Consider the following 21,688-nt stretch of genomic DNA (forward strand, 5'->3'; position numbering starts at 1 on the left):
GGCGCGGCGGCGCTCGCTAGCTTTGGGAATCGGGTTTGGTCTTGAGCTTGCCCAGCAGTTTGTCCAGGGATTTCTGGTTCAGCGCCTTGGCCAGCGGGAAGTCCGCCGGCATCAGCGAACCGGCCTGCGGGTCGAGGCAGTGTTCGACCAGCGCCTGCAAGCGTTCCAGCAGGCGAGCGGGCAAATGGCTGTCGGCGTTCGGCGTGACGCTGTGCCATTCGACACGCAACACGCCGTCCTCCAGCCAGGCCACCACTTCCCGGGCATGGGTCACTCGGTTCACCGGGGCCACGTCCGGCGGCGGGGTCAGGGCGCTGGCGCGTAACCAGCCCGCGGGCGTTTGCTCATGCCCCAGGTAGTTGAACAGCACGTCGCCGTGGCTGGCCGGCAACTCACCGCGCTGGCGCAGCAAGCCGTAGCCCAGGCCCAGGCCGGGGACGTCACGCAAGGCTTGCTTGGCGTTGCGCACCTGATCGCCCGCGGCACCGCTGGCGCTCACGCGCAGCGGGTAAAGGGTGGTGAACCAGCCGACGGTGCGGCCGACGTCCAACCCGGCAAACGGTGCGTCACGCCCGTGGCGCTCCAGATCCACGACGATGTCACTGCGCTGTTCGACCTCGGCCAGGGTCGCGGCGAGGGCGGCGATCAGCAGTTCTTCCGGTTGCGTGCGGTAAGCCGCGTGGGATTCGGTCAGCCATTGGTGCGTGCGGCTGGCGTCCCAGCGGGCCGACAGGGTCTGGCGCTCGGCGACCGTGGCCATGGGTGGCCGGTTCGCAGAGGCCTGGGCACTCCAGTAGCGATGCTCGCCGGCAGCCTTCGTGGCATGGGCTTGCAGGTGCTCGGCCCATTGACGATACGAGGTGGTTTTCGCCGGCAACGTCGGCTGCTCGCCGCGCTCCAGGGCCGCGTACAGCTGTTGGAAGTCTTCCAGCAGCGGCGTCCAGGACACCGCATCGACCACCAGGTGATGGGCCACCAGGTACAGGCGCTGCGGCGTGCCTTCCAGCAGGGCTGCGGCAAACAGTGGGCCGTGCTGCAGGTCCAGGCTTTGCGCGACCTGCAGCAGTTGTTCCGGCTGCTGGCAGCAGGTCAGTTGGGCCGGCGCCACTGGCGCGATGTGCGCCTGCCATTGGCCGTCGACCTCGGTGAAGCGCAGGCGCAGGGCGTCGTGGTGGGCCACCAGCCGGTCCAGCGTGGCTTGGACGATGGCCGGTTCCAGGCGACGGTCGCTGTCGGCCAGCACCGATTGGTTCCAGTGCGCGGCCTGGACCTGTTGCTGGTCGAAGAACCACTGGTGCAACGGCATCAGCGGCATCGGTCCGGTCACGTCGCCTTGTTCGGCCTGGGTCAGCAGGGCCGTGGTCACGTGGGCCAGGGCCGCCGGGGTCGGCGAACGGAACAGGTCCCGTGGCGTGAGCGAATAGCCCTGTTCACGCAAGCGTGAGATCAGTTTCAGGCCGAGGATCGAGTCACCGCCCAAGGCGAAGAAACTGTCCGAGGTGCCGACTTCACGGCCGCCGGTCAAGGTTTCGCCGAGCAGTTCGCCGAACAACAGGCAAAGCAGGCGCTCCAGGTCGTTGCGCGGTGCCGCGTAGTCTTTCTGGGTGTTGGGCAAGGGCAGGGCGGCCAGGACCTTGCGGTCGATCTTGCCGTTGGTGCTCAGGGGCAGGGCCGGGATGTGCACCCACACCGCTGGCACCATGTAGGCCGGCAGCTCGGCCGCCAGTTGTGTGTCGAGGTCCGACTGCGTGGTGGCACTGCTGTAGAACGCCACCAGGCGGTTGTCGATGACCAGGGTGCAGGCACCAGTAATGGCCGGCAGGTTCAACAGGGCTGAGTCGATTTCCCCCAGCTCGATGCGCTGGCCGCGCAGCTTCACCTGGTGGTCGAGACGCCCCAGGTATTCGATGTTGCCATCGGCCAGGAAGCGGCAACGGTCGCCGGTGCGGTACAAGCGATCACCGGCCACGAATGGGCTGGCGAGGAAGCGTTCTTCGGTCAGGTCCGGGCGTTTCAAGTAGCCACGGGCGACACCGACGCCACCGATGTACAGCTCGCCAATGCTGCCAATCGGCAACGGTTGCAGGGCTTCGTCGAGGATGTACAAGCGCAGGTTGGCGATGGGCTTGCCGATCGGCACGATCGTATCGTCCGCCGAGCAGCGCCAGACCGAGACGTCGATGGCCGCTTCGGTCGGGCCGTACAGGTTGACCAGCGCCGCCGGGTGTTGGCCCATGAAGCGCCGCACCAGGTCCACCGGCAAGGCTTCGCCACTGGCGAAGACCTGGCGCAGGCTGTGGCAATCGACCAGGCTCGGCTCCTCGACAAACGCACGCAGCATGGAAGGTACGAAGTGCAGCGTCGTGACCCGTTCCTGCTGGATCAACTGGCTGAGGTAGGCCGGGTCGCGATGACCGTCCGGGCGGGCAACCACCAGGGTCGCGCCAGTGATCAGCGGCCAGAAGAACTCCCACACCGACACGTCGAAGCTGTACGGGGTTTTCTGCAAGACGCGGTCGTTCGGGCCAATCGGGAAGGCGTCCTGCATCCAGTGCAGGCGGTTCATCAAGGCGCCGTGTTGGTTCATCACGCCTTTGGGTTGGCCGGTGGAACCAGAGGTGTAGAGCACGTAGGCCAGGTGGTTGGCTTCGACGCTGATCGGTTCGAAGGCTTCAGCGTTTGGCAACGCATCCAGCGTCCAGGCCTGATGCCCGGCTGGCAGGCGCGACAGCCATTGCGCTTGGGTCAAGGTGACCTTGGCATCGGCGTCTTCGATCAGGAACGCTAGGCGCGCGGCAGGTAGTTCGGGATCCAGCGGCAGCCATGCGGCGCCGGCATGGACGATGCCGAGCAAGGCCACGACCATCTCCACCGAACGCTCCATGCACAGCGGCACGATGTTGTCGGTGCCTATACCAGCGGCGCGCAGGGCCCGGGCGACGGTTTGCGCCCGTTGGTCCAGTTCGGCATAGCTCAAACGCTGGCCTTCGAACACCAGCGCCGGGGCGTTGGGGCTCAGGGCCGCTTGCTGGCTCAGGGCGGTGTGCAGGTTGCTCGGGCCGCTGTAGTGACGTTCGGTGGCGTTCCAGCGGTCGAGTTGCTGCTGGTCTTGCTGTTGCGGGAACAGCTCGACCAGGTTGCGCCCAGGAGCGGCCACCAGGGCGTCGAGCAGCGCGCACCATTGCGCGCTCCAGCGTTGCATCGTCGCTTCGTCGTACAAGGCCGATTGGTATTCCAGCGCCAGCGTCATGTCGCTGCCGTCGTCCTGGACTTCCCAGCTCTGTTCGAATTTGGCGTCGATCACCGGCAGCATCTGCTCTTCGACGTTCAGCCCCGGCCACTGGCTGCTGTCGACCCGGCCGTAGTTGAGGGAGAACAGCACCTGGAACAGCGGCGTACGGTTCAAGTCGCGATTCTGCGCAATGGCGCCGACCAAGGTGGCGAAGGGCAGGTCGGCGTGGGCCTGGGCGGCGCGCAGGTCGGCCTCGAGGCTGGCGAGCAGTTGCTCGGCCGGGGCCCGTTGGTCGACGTCGCTGCGGATCACCAGGGTGTTGACCAGGCACGCCAGCAAGGTCTGGGTCTGGGCGTGGTCACGCTGGTCCGCCGGGGTGCCAAGGCGAATCTCCCGCTGGCCGCTGTAGCGGGCCAGCAGTGCGCTCAGGGCCGTGGCCAACACCACATAGGTGGTTGTGCCACGCTGGCGGGCGAACTGTCGGATGGCTTCGGCGCGCTGGCTGCCGAGGCGGACAGTCAGTTGCCGGGCGCGACGATCGGCTTCGGCGCCACGTGGATGGTCGATGGGCAGGTCGAGCTGATAGTTGTCCTGGCCCAGGTGGTTTTTCCAGTAGTCGAGGCTGGCACTGCGCCGGGCCTGGGTGTCCGGGTGCTGTTGCCACAGGGCGAAATCGACATAGTCGATCTCCAGCGGGGTCCAGGTGGGCGAGTGCCCGTTCAGGCCGGCGGCGTAGGCCTGGGTCAGCTCGTCGATGAGCAACTGCATGGCCCAACCGTCGGTGGCGCTGTGGTGCAGGCACACCAGCAACAGGTGTTCGTCGCTGCCCTGGCGTTGCAGCAGATGCGCACGCCAAGGCGCGGCGGCGGCCAGGTCGAACGGTGTCATCAGTTCGTCTTGGGCGTTGGCGCAGGTCGCGGCCCAGTCCTGGCTTGCAACGCCAGTGACCGTAAGCGCCGGGCCGTGGTTGTCGATCAGCAATTGCGGCTCGCCGTCGACCTCGACAATCCGGCTGCGCAGCACCAGGTGGCGTTGGCTGACCTGCTCAAAAGCTTCACGCAAGACCTGGACCTGCAGCTCGCCGCGCAAGCTCAGGGCGAATGGCATGTGGTACTCGCGGGACTCCGGAACCAGGCGGCTGAGCATCCAGAAGCGGCGCTGGGCCAGGCCCAGGGGCAAGTGCGCCGGGCGCGGTTGCGCGGTGATCGACTCACCGGGCATGGCCGTGCGCAGGTGCTCGGCCAAGGCCGCGACCGTCGGTTGGGCGAACACCAGCGGCAAGGGCAGGGAGACCCCCAGGCGCTCACGCACCCGACTGACCAGGCGGGTGGCCAGCAAGGAGTGGCCGCCGAGTTGGAAAAAGTTGTCCTCGATGCCGACTTCCGAACCACCCAGCACTTCGCTGAACAGTTCGCAAAGCACGGTTTCAGTCCCGTCCCGTGGCGCGGTGCGTGGCTGGTCGCTTTGGCTGTGTGGCAGCGGCGTGGCGGCCAGGGCCTTGCGGTCGAGCTTGCCGTTGCTGTTGAGTGGCAGGCAGTCGAGCTGCACGAACAGGCTGGGTTGCATGTGCACGGGCAGGCTGTCGCCGAAGTCGGCACGCAGGGTCGCCTCATCGGCGTCACCGCACCAGAAACTCACCAGGCGTTGGTCGAGCAACAAGGTGGCGGCGTCGCGAACACCGGCCTGGGCCAGCAGCGCCGCGTCGATTTCACCCAATTCGATGCGTTGACCGCGCAGCTTCACCTGATGGTCGAGACGCCCCAGGTACTCGATGTTGCCATCGGCCAGGAAGCGGCAACGGTCGCCGGTGCGGTACAGTCGATCACCGGCCACGAATGGGCTGGCGAGGAAGCGTTCTTCGGTCAGGTCCGGGCGTTTCAAGTAGCCACGGGCCACGCCGACGCCGCCGATGTACAGCTCGCCGATGCTGCCAATCGGCAACGGTTGCAGGGCTTCGTCGAGGATGTACAAGCGCAGGTTGGCGATGGGCTTGCCGATCGGCACGATCACATCGTCCGCCGAGCAACGCCAGACCGAGACGTCGATGGCCGCTTCGGTCGGGCCGTACAGGTTGACCAGCGCCGCCGGGTGTTGGCCCATGAAGCGCCGCACCAGGTCCACCGGCAAGGCTTCGCCACTGGCGAAGACCTGGCGCAGGCTGTGGCAATCGACCAGGCTCGGCTCCTCGACAAACGCACGGAGCATGGACGGTACGAAGTGCAGCGTCGTGACCCGTTCCTGCTGGATCAACTGGCTGAGGTAGGCCGGGTCGCGATGACCGTCCGGACGGGCAACCACCAAGGTCGCGCCGGTGATCAATGGCCAGAAGAACTCCCACACCGAGACGTCGAAGCTGTACGGGGTCTTTTGCAGCACGCGGTCGTTCGGGCCAATCGGGAAGGCGTCCTGCATCCAGTGCAGGCGGTTCATCAAGGCGCCGTGTTCGTTCATCACGCCTTTGGGTTGGCCGGTGGAGCCGGAGGTGTAGAGCACGTAGGCCAAGTCGTTGGCTTCGACGCTGATCGGTTCGAAGGCTTCAGCGTCTGGCAACGCATCCAGCGTCCAGGCCTGATGCCCGGCTGGCAGGCGCTGCATCCACTGGGCTTGGGTCAAGGTGACCTTGGCGTCGGCGTCCTCAATCAGGAAGGCCAGGCGCGTGGCCGGCAACTCCGGATCCAGCGGCAGCCATGCGGCGCCGGCATGGACGATGCCGAGCAAGGCCACGACCATCTCCACCGAGCGATCCATGCACAGCGGCACGATGCTGTCGCTGCCCACGCCGGCGGCGCGCAGGGCCCGGGCGACGGTGTGCGCCCGCTGGTCCAGTTCGGCATAGCTCAAACGCTGGCCTTCGAACACCAATGCCGGGGCGTTGGGGCTCAGGGCTGCTTGCTGGCTCAGGGCGGTGTGCAGGTTGGTTGGGCCGCTGTAGTGACGTTCGGTGGCGTTCCACTCGATCAGTTGGCGCTGACGCTCGGCCGCTGGCAACGGCGTCCAATCACCGAGGCGGGTGTGTGGCGCGTCGAGCATGGTTTCCAGCAGTTGTTGCCACTGTTCCAGCCAACGCCGGGCCGTGGTGTCGCTGAACAGCGCGGCGCGGTATTCCAGCAACACCGACAGCACCTCGCCGTCGTGTACTTCCCAGTTCAGGTCGTACTTGGTGGCCTGGGCGGTCACGGCGCGTTCGCTGACTTGCAAGCGGGGCCATGGTTGACTCGATACGTCGGCGTTCTGCATGGCGAACAGTACTTGGAACAGCGGCGTCTGGCCGAGGCTGCGCGACGGTTTCAAATGCTCGACGACCTGGTCGAACGGCACGTCCTGATGCTGTTGGGCATCCAGCACACGGTTGCGCACCTGGTCGAGCAAGCCTGCGAAGTCCAGCGCCGGATCCAAGTCGGCACGCATGACCACGGTGTTGACGAAGCAGCCGATCAACGGCTGCAGCTCGGCGAATGGGCGCTGGGCCACCGGGCTACCGACCCGCACGTCGCGTTGGTTGGCATAGCGGCCCAGGAGCAATTGCGCGGCACTGAGCATGAGCATGTACAGCGTGGCCCCGCGTTGCTGGGCGAACTGCCGCAGGCGTTCCACCAGGGCGGGCGGCAATTGCAATTGCACCGCGCCGGCCGTCGGGTCGAGCTGGTTTGGACGGCCCTGTGCGGTCGGCAGGTCCAGCAGGTAGTCGCCGTCTTCCAGTTGGTTGCGCCAGTAGTCCAGTTGGCTGCTGAACGCGGTCTGTTGACCGGGTTCGCGCTGCCAGAGGGCGTAATCGGGGTATTGCAACGCCAGCGCCGGCAGTGTCGCCAGGGAGCCTTGGCACTGTGCGGTATAGAACTGACGCAGTTCCTCCAGCAGGTTCTGGCTGGAGGCGTCATCGGTGGCGCAGTGGTGCACGCTGAGCAACAGCAACGACTGGGCGCCGCCGCTGCGTTGCAGCAACGTGGCCCGGATCAGTACTTCGGCGGCGAGGTCGAAACGGCGGCCGGTTTCTGCGTGAATCGCCGCGTCGGTCAGTGCCTGCCATTGCTCGTCACTGGCGGCCTGCAGGGTCTTCACCTGCACGGTGATGTCAACCTGCGCGTCGATCGCCAACTGCAATTCGCCGTCGCTATCGCGCACGATGCGACTGCGCAGGATCTCGTGGCGTTGGACCACGCTGTTCAAGGCCGTTTGCAGGGCCTGGGCATTGAGTTCGCCGTCCAGTTGCACGGCGCTGACCACGTTGTACTCGCCACCGCCGGCGCTCAGTTGTTCCAGGAACCACAAGCGTTGCTGTTCGAACGACAGCGGCAGGCGCGCCGGACGAACCGCCGGGACGAAGGTCGCCGCCGGGGCTTGCAGGGGATCGCCCAGCAGCGCGGCCAAGGCCTCGAGGGTCGGGTGCTCGAACACCGCCCGCAACGGCGGCACGCTGGCGAAGCGTTGGCGCAGGCGGGCGAACAGCGCCGCCGCCAGCAGCGAGTGGCCACCGAGGTAGAAGAAGTGGCTGTCACGGCCGATCTGCGTCGTCGGCACGTTCAGCAACTCGGCCCACAGGGCCGCCAGTTGTTGTTCGGCGGCGCTGCGCGGCGGGTCCAGGGCGTCTGGCGCGGCTTGGATATCCGGGGCCGGCAAGGCCTTGCGGTTGAGTTTGCCGTTGTCCGTCAACGGCAGCTCATCGAGCACCACGAACGCCGAGGGCACCATGTAGTCGGGCAGGGCGGCGCCAATGGTTTTGCGCCAGGCGTGGATGTCGGCCTGCTGGTCGCACGTCACGTAGGCCACCAGGCGCTTGTCGCCAGGCACGTCTTCACGGGCCAGCACCACGGCCTGGCGCACGCCCGGTTGGGCGCCGATCAGGGTTTCGATTTCCCCCAGTTCGACGCGGAAGCCACGGATCTTCACTTGATGATCCATGCGTCCCAGGTATTCGAGCTGGCCGTCGGGCAACCAGCGCACCAGGTCGCCGGACTTGTACATCCGCGCGCCTGGCTGCGATGAGAACGGGTCTTCGATGAACACCTTCGCCGTCTGCTCGGCGCGGTTGAGGTAGCCCAGGGTGACGCCGGCACCGCCGATGTGCAGTTCTCCCGGGACGCCCACCGGCATCGGATTGAGGAAGGCATCCAGCACATAGGTGCGCACGTTGGCGATGGGCCGGCCGATGATCGGCCGCTGCGGGAAGTCATCCACCGCGCAGCCGGTGGCATCCACGGTGCATTCGGTCGGGCCATAGGTGTTGAAGAAGCGGCTGCCGGCAATCGACGGCAGGCGTTGCCACAACTGTGCGTCCACCGCGTCGCCACCGAACAGTACGAAGCGCGGCAGGTACACCTCGCCCCGGCGAACGCCGTCGCTTTCCAACAGCGCCTTGAGCTGTGCCGGGGTGCACTCGAAGGCCTCCAGGCGGGTGTCGCGGAAGAAACCGGCCAGGGCCTCGGGGTCGTAGCGCACGTCTTCCGGCGTCAGGTACAGGCTGTGGCCGTCGAGCAACAGGATCAGTTCGGCCACCGAGCTGTCGAAGGCGAACGAGTAGTTGAAGCTGGTGCGCATCGGCTGGTCGGTGTAGCGGCGATACAAGCCATGGATACGTGCCCAGGCCAGGTTGACCACCGAGCCGTTGGTCACCAGGGTGCCCTTGGGTTTACCGGTCGAACCGGAGGTGTACATGATGTAGGCCAGGTCTTGCGGGCCGGCGAGCGGGGCGGGGTTGCTGTCCGGCTGGTCGGCGAACAGCGCCGCGTCGCTGTCCAGGCGCAAGCGTGGCAGTTCGGCCCCCAGCTGTTCCAGCAGGCCCTGCTGGCCGAGGAACAGCGCCGGTCGGGCGTCTTCGAGCATGTACGCCAGGCGATCCACCGGGTAGGTCGGGTCCAGCGGCACATAGGCGCCACCGGACTTGAGGATGCCCAGCAGGCCGACCAGCAGCTCCAGCGAACGCTCGACACACAGTGCCACCGGGCTGTTCGCCCCGACGCCGCGGCTGCGCAGGTAATGCGCCACTTGGTTGGCGCGACGGTTCAATTCGCCGTAGCTCAGGCTGCGGCCTTCGAAACACAGCGCGTCTCGCTCCGGGGTGCGCTCGGCCTGTTGTTCGAACAACTGGGCGAAGGTCAGGTGCGTCGGCACCGCCATTTCGGTACGGTTCCACTCGACCACGGTGCGTTGCCATTCCGTGTCCATCAGCAGCGGCAAGGCGGCGACCGGACGCTGGGGTTCGGCGAGCATGTGTTCGAGCAGGTGTTCCAGGCGGGCGAGGGTCTGGCGAGCACTGTCTACGACGAACAGATCGAGTGCGAACATCAGTTCCAGTTGGATCGGCGCATTGGCCGGGCACAGCACGTGCAGGTCCAAGTCGCATTCGGAGTGTCGCAGCGGTGTGTCCAGCGCTTCGAATTCCAGGCCGGGGAAGCGCAACCGCGACTCCATGGCCAGTTGCTGGGCGACCATTACCTGGTACAGCGGCGCATGGCTGAGGCTGCGTGGCAATTGCAGGCTGTCCACCAATTGCTCGAACGGCAGGTCCTGATGCTGAAGGCCACTGCGCAGGCGTTCGGCCACTTGTTTGACCAAGGCGCTGAAGTCCGCTTGCGGCTCGAAGTCCGCGCGGATCGCCAGGTTGTTCAACAGGATGCCCAGCAAGCCTTCGGTGCCCGGCTGTTCACGGTGGGTGACCGGGGTGCCGACCAGCACCGTGGCGTCGCCGCTCAAGCGGTGCATCAGCACGGCAAAACCGGCGAAGAGGACGGTGAACGGCGTGGTGCCGAGGCCACTGGCGAAAGCTTGCACCCGGCCACTGAGGTCGGCGCTGAGTTCACGCTGGACAATCCCGGCGCGGTAGCTTTGCACCGAGGGCCGTGGATGATCGGTGGGCAGTGCCAGCAATGGGCTGGCATCGCTGTCGCGTCGGTCGAGGGCGGTGGTCCAGTAATCGAGCTGGCGCTTGAGTTCGGCGCCTTGCAGGTGCTCGCGCTGCCACAGGGCGAAGTCGGCGTATTGCAGTGGCAAGGCCGGCAGTTCGGCGGGGGCGCCGTTGCAACGGGCTTCATAACCCAGGGCCAGTTCGCGCAGGGCGATGGTGGCCGACCACGCGTCCGAGACCAGGTGATGCAGGGCGATGCCGAGCACGTGCTCGCCCGGCGCCAGGCGCAGCAAGCGTGCCCGTAGCAGCGGAGGGCAGGTCAGGTCGAACGGTTGCTCGAAGGTGTCTTGCAGGGCATTGAACTGCGCGCCTTCGCGCGCGGTGGCGGTCAGGCCCGACAAGTCTTCGAAGGGCAGCGCGATGTCCAGCGCCGGGCTGATGCGTTGGCAGGGTACGCCGTCGTTGCTGTGGATGCCCGTGCGCAGGATTTCGTGGCGCGCCAGCAGATCGTTGAGGCTGGCGTGCAGCGCCTCGACATTGAGTTCACCCTTGAGGTGCAGGGCGAACGGGATGTTGAACAGGGTGGTGCCGGGTGTCAGTTGTTCGATGAACCACAGGCGCTGTTGGGAGAACGATAGCGGCAGCAACGGCGGGCGTGGTTGGGCCTTGAGCAGGCTCAGCGCGTTGGTTTGCGGTGCGTCGGCCTCGGCCTGGCGGGCGCCGATGGCCTCGGCCAGCAAGGCCACGGTTGGCTGTTCGAACAACACCCGCAACGGCAGGTCGAGCTTGAACTGAGTGCGCAGGCGGGCAACGATCTGGGTCGCCAGCAGCGAGTGTCCGCCGAGGGTGAAGAAGTTATCTTCCACGCCCACCGTGTCACGCCCCAGGACCTCGGCCCAGATGGATGCCACGGCGGTTTCCAGCGCGTTGCGCGGGGCGATGCTCTGCTGGGTGTCGGCCTGCCAGTCCAGCTCGCGGGCGGCGAGGGCCTTGCGATCGACCTTGCCGTTATTGTTCAGGGGCAGTTTGTCCAGGCAGACGAAGGCCGCCGGCACCATGTACGGCGGCAGTTGCGCTCGCAAGTGTTCGCTCAGGCCATCACTGCCCACGTTCTGGCCATGGGCCGACCAGTACGCCACCAGCCAGGCTTCGCCGACGGTGTTTTCCCGCAGCAGGACGGCGGCTTCGCGCACGTTCGAATGCTGGGCGAGACGGTGTTCGATTTCCGTCAGCTCGATCCGGTGCCCACGCAGTTTCACCTGTTGGTCGCGGCGGCCGAGGTACTCGATCACGCCGTCTGCTCGCCAGCGTCCCAGGTCGCCGGTGCGGTACAGGCGACCTTCGAGTCGAGGATGGTTGATGAAGGCCTCAGCGGTGCGCTGCGGGTCGTGCAGGTAGCCGCGGCCAACGCCGACGCCACCGACGCAGATTTCCCCGGCCACGCCCACCGGCACCGGGCGCAGGGCTTCGTCCAGCACATACAGGCGGTTGTTGGCGGTCGGTTGGCCGATGGGCATGTGGCTGACCTCGGCCCCCGGTGCTGCGAAGATCGGCTGGAAGGCCACGTCGTCGGCGCATTCGGCCGGCCCGTAGGCGTTCATCAAGGCGATGTCGGGGAAGCGCGCGAACCAGTCCCGGGCCACGGTTGGCGGCAGGGCTTCACCGGTGGGCAATACCCAGCGCAGGTCCGGCAATTGCAAATCGCACGGGCACAGCGCGAGCAGGGTGCGCATCAGGCTCGGGACGATTTCCAACACGTTCAGGCGCTCGCTGGCGAGCACCTGCAACAGGCGTTGCGGGTCGTGGGCGACTTCATCCGGAAGAATGTGCACGGTGGCACCGAGCACCGGCGCGGCGAGGAACTGCCACACCGAAATGTCGAACGCCACCGACGCGGTCTGGGGAATCCGGTCGGCGGCGCTGAGCCCCAGGGCCGGTACTTTGCCAAAGATGTTGTTGAGCATGCCGCGCTGTTCGATCATCACGCCCTTCGGTGTGCCGGTCGAACCCGAGGTGAACAGCACGTAGGCCAAGCTGTCGGGGCGGGCGAGCGCCGGCAATGGCGCGTCGTTGCCGCCGGTCCAGCAGGCCTCGGCGAACAGTGCCTTGGGCGCCGGGTCGAGGCCGCTGAGCAGTTGATCGAGCAGGCCGCTGCACCCTTCGCTGGCAACCAGCAACGGTGCGCGGGACAGCCCGAGGATTTCCCGCAGGCGCTCGGGCGGATGATTGACCTCGAGGGGCAGCATCGCCGCGCCGGCCTTGAACACCGCCAGCATCATGGTCAACAGCGCCAGGCCACGGGGGGCGACCAGCGCGACCAGTTGGTCCTCACCGGCGCCGGCCTCGCGCAGGGCATGGGCCAAGCGCGTGGAGCGCAGGTCCAGCTCGGCGTAGTTCAGCGACTCGCCGGCACAGATCGCGGCGACCTGATCACCGCGCTGGGCGACCTGGGCGGCAAACAGCTCGGCGTAGCTTTGATCCAGCGGAAAATCGTGAGGGTTGAGCGCCCACTCGCCGAGCAACTGTTGACGCTCGTCGGCGGCCAGCAGTTCGAAGCTGGCCAACGGCGCGTCTGGGGCGGCGAGCATGCTGCGCACGAGGCTGGCGATGTGGCCCAGCAGGCGCTGCACGGTGGCGGCGTCGAAACGTTCGCGGTCATAGGACACGCGGATGCCCAGTTGTTCGCCCGGCAGGATCACCACGGTCAAGCCGTAGTGGGTGTGCACGCTGTGGTCCATGCCTTCGAGGCTGAACTGGAAGCCGCCTTCGAGGATCTGTTCGTCGATGGGCGCGTTCTCGAACACCAGGATGCTGTCGAACAGGGTCTCGCCCCGGGGGAAATCGCTCCAACCCTGGATGTCGGTCAACGGCGTGTGCTCGAAGTCGCGCATGTCGACGTTGAGTTTTTGCAGGTCGCCCAGCCAGTTGCCGAGCGCGGCGTTCGGGTCCACCGAAACCCGCAGCGGCAGGGTATTGATGAACAGGCCGATCATTTCCGCGACGCCTGTCAGGTCGGCCGGACGCCCGGCCACGGTGACGCCGAAGACCACGTCCTGTTGCCCGCTGTAGCGCGACAGCAGCAACGACCACACACCCTGGAAAAACGTGTTCGGGGTGATCCGGCGACTGCGGCAGAACGCTGCCAGCGCCTGGGTTTCCTGTTCGTCGAGGTGAATCAGTTGGTCGTCCACCAGCACCGCATCGGTGTAGCGGTCGCGGGTCACGCCGTTGTCCACGGTCAGTGGCGTGGGCGCGTTGAGGCCTTGCAACTGGCCGCGCCAGAATTGCTCGGCCTTGCCCGCGTCCTGGCGCTGCAGCCATTGGATGTAGTCGCGAAACGGCCGAGGGCTTTTCAGCTCGGGCGTGCGGTCGTTGCACAGCGCTTCGTAGACTTTGAGGAAGTCCACGGTCACCAGGGAAATGCACCAGGCGTCCATCAGGATGTGGTGGAAGCTGCGAATGAATTCGTAGGACTCGTCGGCCAGGCGCACCAGCCGGAAGCGAATCAGCGGTGGCTTGGACAGGTTGAAGCCGACTTTCTGCTCGTCTTCCAGCAGCGTGCGAATCCGCGCTTCCTGTTCATGGGGGGCGAGCCCGCGCAGATCGAGGGTGTCCAGCGGCACCTTGACCTGGCGATGGATGACCTGCACCGGTTGCTTCTGGCTTTTCCACTGGAAACTGGCGCGCAGGGAAGGGTGCAGCGCCACCACCTGGCGCCACGATTCGAGGAACGCCCCTTCATCGATGGCCCCGCCGATGCGGTAGCGATCCTGCATCAGGTACACCCCGGAGTCTTCGTGCAACAGGGAGTGGAACAGCATCCCTTGTTGCAGCGGCGACAGCGGGTAAATGTCTTCGATCGGGTTGCCGGTGGTTTTTTCGGTGGTCATTGAAAGCGTCCTGCGTAAAAAGGGGCAACGGTGATGGCTTGGCGAGGTGAAGAGCCGTTCACAGGTCGGCCTCGTCCAGTTCGGCCATCAACGCTTGCATTTCGTCATCGGACAGGCCCGAGGCGCTGAATTCGGTGCTGTCGGCGTCCGGCTCGGCGGCGCTCGGGTCCAGCGCTTGCGCGACCTCGGCCATGGCGGCGATGGTCTGGCGTTCGAAAACTTGCTTGGCCGACAGCGCGATGCCTTGCTCGTGGGCTTGGGCCACCACTTGCAGGCTCAGGATCGAGTCGCCGCCGATGGCGAAGAAGTTGTCGGTGACGCTCACCGTCGAGAGCTTCAAGACCTTGGCGACGATGGCTTGCAAAGTGGTTTCCATGGCGTTGCGCGGCGCCACGTGGGCGCTTTCGTCGAACTGCTCCGGGTCGGGCAACTGGCGTGTGTCGAGCTTGCCGTTGGGTGTGCGCGGAAAGCTCGGCAGGGTCAGCACCAGGGCCGGCACCATGTACGACGGCAGGCGTTCGCCGAGGAAGCGCTTGATCGCCTCCGAGTCCGGTGCGTAGCCGTGGGCGGCGAGGATGTAGGCGAGCAGGCGCTTGCCAGCGGCCTGTTCCTGGACGATCACCGCGGCTTCGCGCACGTCGCTGTGGCTGCACAACTGGCGTTCGATTTCCCCCAGCTCGATGCGGTAGCCGCGCACCTTGACCTGATGGTCCTTGCGCCCGAGGAAGGCCAGGCGCCCGTCGGCCAACCAGCACGCCAAGTCACCCGTGCGATAGGCTCGGGTGCCGTCGGCCAGGGTGACGAAGGCCTTGGCGGTTTCTTCGGGCTTGTTGCGGTAGCCGCGGGCCAGGGTTGGGCCGGCGAGGACGATTTCTCCCGGCTCGCCGATGCCGCAGGCGCTGTCGAATTCGTTCAGCAGGCGCAGGTCCATGCCGGCGATGGGGCGGCCGATGCTGACGTTCCGGCCTGGCTCCAACACCTCATAGGTGGCCCAGACGGTGGCTTCGGTGGGGCCGTATTCGTTCACCAGCCGTGCATGGGGCAGGGTCTTGCTGTGTTGCGCGATCAGCGACGGCGGGCAGGCCTCTCCGGCGACGATCCAGCAGGCGAGGCTGTCGGTTGCGCCGCTGCGTTGCAATTGATCGAGCAGGGCCTGGTACAGCGATGGCAATGACAGGCCGTGGCTGACCTGATGCTGGGCAATCAATTGCGCCAGGCGGGCCATTTCCAGCTCTTCACCCGGGGCGGGCAATACCAGGCGCCCGCCTTGGGCCAGGGTCCAGAAAATCCCGGCGACCGAACTGTCGAAGGCAAACGACGACAGCAGCAGGTAGGCGCGTACCGGCGTCTCATAGGCCGCCATGCGCACCTGGGTCGAGAAGCTCAGTGCGCCGTGACTGATTTCCACGGCTTTCGGCGCACCGGTGGAGCCGGAGGTGTAGATCAAGTAGGCGAGGTCGTTCGCGCCCGGCAACGGTAGCGCCGGCAAATCGCCGAGGTCGGGTGTTGCCAGGTCATCCAGCACGAAGCGTTGCAGGTCGGTCGGCACGCTGTCGGCCAGTTCGGCGCTGACCACGATGTGGGCGATGGCGCTGTCGGCGAGCATGTAGGCGCGGCGCTCGGCCGGGTAGGTCGGGTCGACGGGGACGTAGGCGCCACCGGCTTTCAGGACGGCGAGCATGGCGACAATGGCGGCGTTGCCGCGGGCGAACAGGATGCCGACCGGCACCCCAGGGCCGATGCCGGCGGCGACCAGTCGATGGGCCAATTGCGTGGCGCAGGCGTCGAGGCGGCTGTAGCTGAGGTCACCGTGCTGGTCGCTCAGGGCGATGGCGTTCGGTTGCTGGCGAACCTGGCGGGCAATCAATTCCACCAGTGTCACCGGTTCGATGGACGGCACGTCCGCGCCGGTGCCGATCAACCGGGATTGCAGCGCACCACCGAGGGGCAACTGCGCCCAGGTCCGTTGCGGTTCGGCCAGTGCGCCTTGCAACAGTTGCAGCCATTGCTCGGCGAGGCAGCCGGCGGCTTCGGCGCTGAGGGCATGGCGGTCGTAGACCAGTTGCGCGTGCAGGCTATCGGGCAATTGGCGCACGTTCAGGCACGCTTTCAGCGGGTTCATCACCGCGCTGGCATGACGCTCCTGGGCATCGCCCGAGCGCCAGGCAAAGGCGTATCCGCCGTTGAGGGTGCCGGTGTAGTAGTCCTGCCAGCCAACCGCCCGTTCCAGGGTGGCGGCCACTTGCGTGCTTTGCTCCAACAAGGTCGCCTGGGCGTCCAGTTCGATGCTCACGGGCAGGCACTGCTCGAACAGGCCCAGGGTGTTTTCCAGTTCCGCACCGCGACTTTCGTGGATCAGGGTGAGTGGCACCTGTTGCTGGCCGGCCAATCGTCCCAGTACCGCGGCCCATGCCGCCAGCAGCAAATCCGGGGTCAGGGCTGGGTGGCGAGCGAGGTCGGTCGGCAGTGTCAGGTCCAATCGGGTCGGCGCGAAGCCGCCTTCGAGGGTCGTTTCGAGGGGCAGTTGCAAGGTGGCCTGTTCGGTTTCGCCCGAGGGTTGCCAGAAGCTCACGCCCGGATGGTCCGGCGCGTCTTCAACCAGGCTCCAGCGCCACTCGGCGTAGTCGGCGTACTGCAAGGTGTCGGCCAGGTCCGTGGCGGTGTCATGCAGCAATGCGGCGGCCAGCCATTTCAGGCTGGCGAGGTCGAAATGGGTGCTGGCCGCGGCCAGGTCCAGGACCGATTGTTCATCGTCCAGACGCACCAAGGTCACGCACAAAGGGCTTGTCCAGTCGCGAGGCTGGCTGGCGAATTGAGCCAGGGCGGCGTCCTGGTCGGCGCGGCTGTGTTGGCGCAGGTCCTGGACGCTCACCGCCAGCACAGCGGTTTCGTCGATCACCTGCACCGGATGGCGCAGGCCAGGCACGGGCATCAGGCGCGTGCGCAGGATTTCGCTGCCGTCCACCAGCGCCTGTAGGCGGTTGTTCAGCGTATCGACGTCCAGCGGTTGCGACAGCGACCATTGCAAATGGCAACTGAATGGGTGCTGCGTCGCGCCGTTGATGTGGGGGTAGACCGATGCCTGTTGCGGGGAAATACGAAAACCTTGAAGTCCGCTCATGTTCATCTCGACTGGAAAAGGGCTTGAGCCTGGATCACCGCACCGACGCCGGGGCTTGCTGGACATAGGTCGGGCAAGCCTCCTGCGAACGACGGGTGGACCCGTTGAATGTCAGACGGCAACGTCGCTCGACAGCAAGGCTTCAGCCATGCCGGTCATGATGGCGCGCTTGCCAGTGAAGGGTTCGCGACCGTGCACGGCGAGCATGTTGTCGATGAACAACACGTCCCCCTGTTGCCAACTGAACCGCACCAGCGAGTCGAGGTAGGCCGCGCGTAGCGACTCCAGGACCTGTGGCTCGATCGGTTCGCCATCGCCATAAAAAGTGTTGGTGGGCAGGTCGAGGTCGTTGAAGTTGCTTTGCAGCGAATCGCGGATTCGCCCGGGCAAGGTGCTGATGTGGAAGAACGTGGCGTGGTTGAACCAGACCTCTTCGCCGGTGCGCGGATGGCGCACCACGGCCGGTCCGCGTTGGCGGGTGCGCAGGCGATTGTTGTCTTTCCATTCCACTTCGATGCCGACGCTGGCGCAGTAGGCTTCCACTTCGCCGCGGTCTTCGGACTGGAACACGGTCTGCCATGGCAGGCCGAAACCGTCGCCATAGTTGCGCACGTACAGCACGCCTTTTTCCCGGAACCGCGCTTCGATCTGCGGGCTGATCCTGGCTTTCACGGCACGGGTCGAGCCGATGGGCGTTTCACCGCCGGTCTCGGACGGCAATTGGCAGTAGAAGAACAGCCGCAGCGGGAAGCGTGGAGAGTAGGAGTGTTCGTTGTGGGGGAAAATCATCTGGTCGGCCGGGTAGTCGGTCGAGGTGTAGATGTTGCCGCCAACCCGAGTCCGGGGCGAGGCGCGGAACATGTATTCCAGCGCCCCGGGGGAAAGGGCGGCGATCACTTGGTCGAACTGCTCGACGGACGCGACGTTGAAACCGCGGAACAGCAGGGCGCCGTACTCCAGCAGTTTCTTTTCCAGCGACTCGCGTTCCCGGGCGGCCCAAGCCACCAGGTCGACGCCACTGACCGCCGGCTCGATCACCAGGGGCAGGGCGTGATCCGGGCTGAGCAGGCGCTCGGTGACCAGTTGTTGTTCCGAGACGTTCATGGCTTTGCGACGCACGGCGCCAAGGGCGCGGGGCGATGGGGGCACGATAGACATAACAGCATCCGACTCGGTTAAAGGGACAAGGAGCGACGTTTGGCTTGCATCATCTGGCTGCGACCGGCCAGGGCCTGGGACTGTTGCCGCTCACGGGCAAAGGCCTGGTCCCAGCCGTCGATGCGCTCGGCCAGCGTCGGCAGCGGCTCGTCCAGCAGGCTGGGGAGTTGCTCCAGCAGGCACGTCCACAGGTGTTGCAGGCGCAGGGCACGGCCTTGGTCGAAGTATTCGCCGCGATACTTGAGCGTCGCGGCGAGGCCTTCGTGGCCGTGCACCAGGTCGAGCACCAGGTGGAAATCCCCCGGAGCCTGGGCCACGTCCAGTGCGGACAACTGCGCGCCGGCGATGGCGGTCGGGGTCACCCGTGACGGTTGATAGTTGAGCTTGACCTGGAACAGCGGCGAGTGACCGGACCGGCGTTGCGGCGCGAGGGCCGAGACCACCAGGTCGAAAGGCAGGCCCTGATGGGCATAGGCCAGGCGCGCTTCATCGCGCACCCGCCCGAGGAAACCGGCCAGGGTCGCTTCGCCACGTACATCGCAACGCAGGGTCAACTGGTTGACGAAGAAACCGATGACGTCGTTGTGCTCGGCCAGTGGCCGGCCGCTGACATCGGTGCCCAGCAAGAATTGCGCTTGGCCACCCAGTTGCTTGAGCACCAGTTGGTAACTGGCGATCAGCAGCATGAACAAGGTCATGCCTTGTTCTCGGGCCAGCGTTGCCAAATGCTCGCAGCGGGCCTGGGGCACGTTGAAGTCCAGGCTGTGTTCGCCAGGGGCCTGGCCGTTGCCGCCCAGTTCCAAGGTCTGGGGCATGCCGGCCAGGTGTCCGCGCCAGAAATCCTGCTCGCTGGCGATCCGCTGTTCGCTCCAGTGCCGGGCTTCCCACTGGGCGAAATCGAGGTATTGCCCCGGGAGCGCGGCGTCTGTCGAGCCTGCCAGTTCCGCCAGCAGCACTTGCGCTGAACGTCCGTCGAAGGCGATGTGGTGCAGGGTCAGCAGCAGGTCATGCTGTTGCTCATGTCGGCTGAGCAACTGTGCCCGCAGCAGCGGGCCGGCTTGCAGATCGACAGGGGTGGCGTGTTCATGGGCCAGGCGCTCGCTCAGCGTCTGTTGTTGCTGCGCTTCATTCTGTTCGCGTAAGTCGTGATGGACCAGCGCGACCGCCGTGGCCGGCAATACCTGTTGCTGCGGGCCCTCGACACCGTCGCGGTACACCGTGCGCAACACGCCGTGCCGCGCCACCAGCGCGTTCAAGCGCAGGGCCAGCGCCTCGATGTCCAGTGGACCTTGCAGGCGCAGGTGCAGTACCAGGTTGTGGCGGGTGTCGTCCGGGTTCAGTTGGCGCAGGAACCACAGTCGGCGCTGGGCGAACGATTGATGCCCCTGGCTGAGGTTAGCCCGCGCGGTCGAAGCCTCGGCCGTCGGCGCCGGTTCATTCAGAAAGTTTTGCAGGGCCAGCGCCCATTGCCCCAGGGTGGTTTGCCCAAACAAGTCCTGGGTGTCGAGGTTCCAGCCCAGGTCCTTGTGCAGGCGCGCGGCGAAGTCGGCCACGCCAATGGAGTCCAGGCCTTGGCCGATCAGGCTGAGGTCGAAGTCGGCGGAAAAATACGGATTGACCGCGTGCAGCGTCTGCTCCAGCCATCGGCGGCAGGCGGCCTGGGCCTGTTGCGGCGTTTCGCTCGCCAGGTGCTTGAGCTGGGCAAGGTCCAGGACCTCGCCATTCGAAGCCAGCGTTGCACCGCTCTGGGCGATGATGCTCAACGTGCCCGCGGCCAGTTGCTTGCGCGCGCCTTGACGGGCGATCTTGCCGCTGGTGGTCATCGGGATGGTGCCGGCTTGCACTAGCACGATTTGGTCGATGCCGCAGTCGGCGGCTTCACGCACGGCGTTTTGCATCGACGCGAACAGCGCCGGGTGATGCGCCGGGTCGACGAACTTGCGTTGCGGCTCGGCGACGATCACCAACTTCTCGCGGCCCAACGCCGGGTCCATTTCCGAGAAGGCGGCAATGCGTCCGGTGCGGATGCCCGGCTCGGCATCGGTAATGGCGAATTCGATGTCGTGTGGGTAGAGGTTGCGCCCATTGAGAATCAGCAGGTCCTTGAGCCGTCCGCAGATCACGACCTGGCCTTCGTGCATGAAACCCAGGTCGCCGGAGCGCAGGTAATGCTCCGACGAACCGACAATTTGGGCTTCAAAGGCTTCGCGAGTGGCCTCGGGATTCTTCCAGTAGGATTCGGCGTTGCTCGGCCCCCTGAGCCAGACTTCGCCGATGCGATCGGCGGCGCATTGCTCGAAGGTGTGCGGGTTGACGATGGCGATGCTGTGCAAGGCTTGCGGGTAACCGCAGGCGACGAATTCCACGGCGGCGGCATCGGCCGCCGCCAGTGCCACGCGACCGCTCTCCAGCACGGCTTTGTCCAGGCGCAGCACCACCGGCAGCGCGTCGGCCGGCGTGGCGCTGACGCACAGGGTGGCTTCGGCCTGGCCATAACCGGGGCTGATGGCCAACGGGTTGAGACCACAGGCGGCAAAACGTTGGGCGAAAGCCTCCAGGGTGCCGGGGTGGATCGGTTCGGCGCCGTTGATGGCGTGTTTCCAGGCGCTCAGGTCGAGTTGCGCGATCAGGTTGTCGCTGACCACGCGGTTGCACAGGGCATAGGCGAAGTTGGGGGCGAAACTGGCGGTGGCGCGGTAGCGACTCAACGCCTGCAGCCAGGTCGACGGTGCATTGACGAAGGTCTGGGACGCCATCAGGTAGCATGGCATGCCGCTGTAGAGCGGGGCCAGCATCCCGCCGATCAGACCCATGTCGTGGTACAGCGGCAGCCAGTTGACCATGGCGCCGTGTTCGTCGAAATCGTAGGCCTGGCGCATCAGCTCGACGTTGGCGATCAGGTTGCGCTGACGCACCTCGACGCCTTTCGGCGAGCCGGTGGAACCCGAGGTGTATTGCAGGAAGGCCACGGTCGAACCGTCGATGGTCGGACGTTGCCATTGGCTGGCCGGTGGTGTGCCCAGGTCCTGGACGGTCAGCACATCGACCCGGCCTTCCACCAGTTCCAGCAAGCCTTCGCAATACTCCGTCGGGGCGAGAATCAGCGCCGGCTCGGCATCCACCACCACGTTACGGACGCGGTCGAGGTGACGCGGTTTGCGCGACGGCGGTGGAAACAACGGCACGGCAATCAGCCCTGCATAGAGGCAGGCACAGAAGGCGCGGGCGTAGTCGAGGCTGCTGGGCAGCATCAACAGCACGCGATCACCCGGGGCATAACGCGCTTGCAGCGCGGCCGCCAGGGAACGGGATTGTTCGTGCAGTTGGGCAAAGGTCAGGGTTTCGCCGATCTCTACGCCGTCCGGCAGAAAATGCAGGGCGGCACGCTGAGGGAAGTGCTGGGCGTTGGTTTCCAGCACGTCGATCCAGTGTTCGAAAGAAAACAT

The 21,688-nt window shown here is 66.0% G+C and carries 4 protein-coding genes; all 4 read right to left on the reverse strand.

Annotated elements, in window-relative coordinates; translation table 11 throughout:
- Window positions 1–16: 16 nt before the first annotated feature.
- The 4 genes from M1D99_RS13715 to M1D99_RS13730 all read right to left on the reverse strand — a co-directional run bounded on the left by M1D99_RS13715 (window position 17) and on the right by M1D99_RS13730 (window position 21,688).
- Window positions 17–13,963 (reverse strand): non-ribosomal peptide synthase/polyketide synthase, encoded by a 13,947-nt coding sequence (locus M1D99_RS13715; protein ID WP_458132032.1) that lies wholly within the window; start codon window positions 13,961–13,963, stop codon window positions 17–19.
- 58 nt (window positions 13,964–14,021) lie between these two features.
- On the reverse strand, window positions 14,022–17,084 hold the full coding sequence (locus M1D99_RS13720; protein WP_434575905.1) for a non-ribosomal peptide synthetase: 3,063 nt from the start codon (window positions 17,082–17,084) through the stop codon (window positions 14,022–14,024).
- Between the two features lie 111 nt (window positions 17,085–17,195).
- Window positions 17,196–18,242 carry a TauD/TfdA family dioxygenase gene (locus tag M1D99_RS13725; protein WP_434575907.1) on the reverse strand — a complete coding sequence of 349 codons (1,047 nt, stop codon included), beginning with the start codon at window positions 18,240–18,242 and terminating at the stop codon, window positions 17,196–17,198.
- Between the two features lie 17 nt (window positions 18,243–18,259).
- Complete coding sequence (locus M1D99_RS13730) at window positions 18,260–21,688, reverse strand: condensation domain-containing protein (protein WP_458132033.1); 3,429 nt, start codon at window positions 21,686–21,688, stop codon at window positions 18,260–18,262.

The organism is Pseudomonas sp. R3-41 (assembly GCF_054161485.1).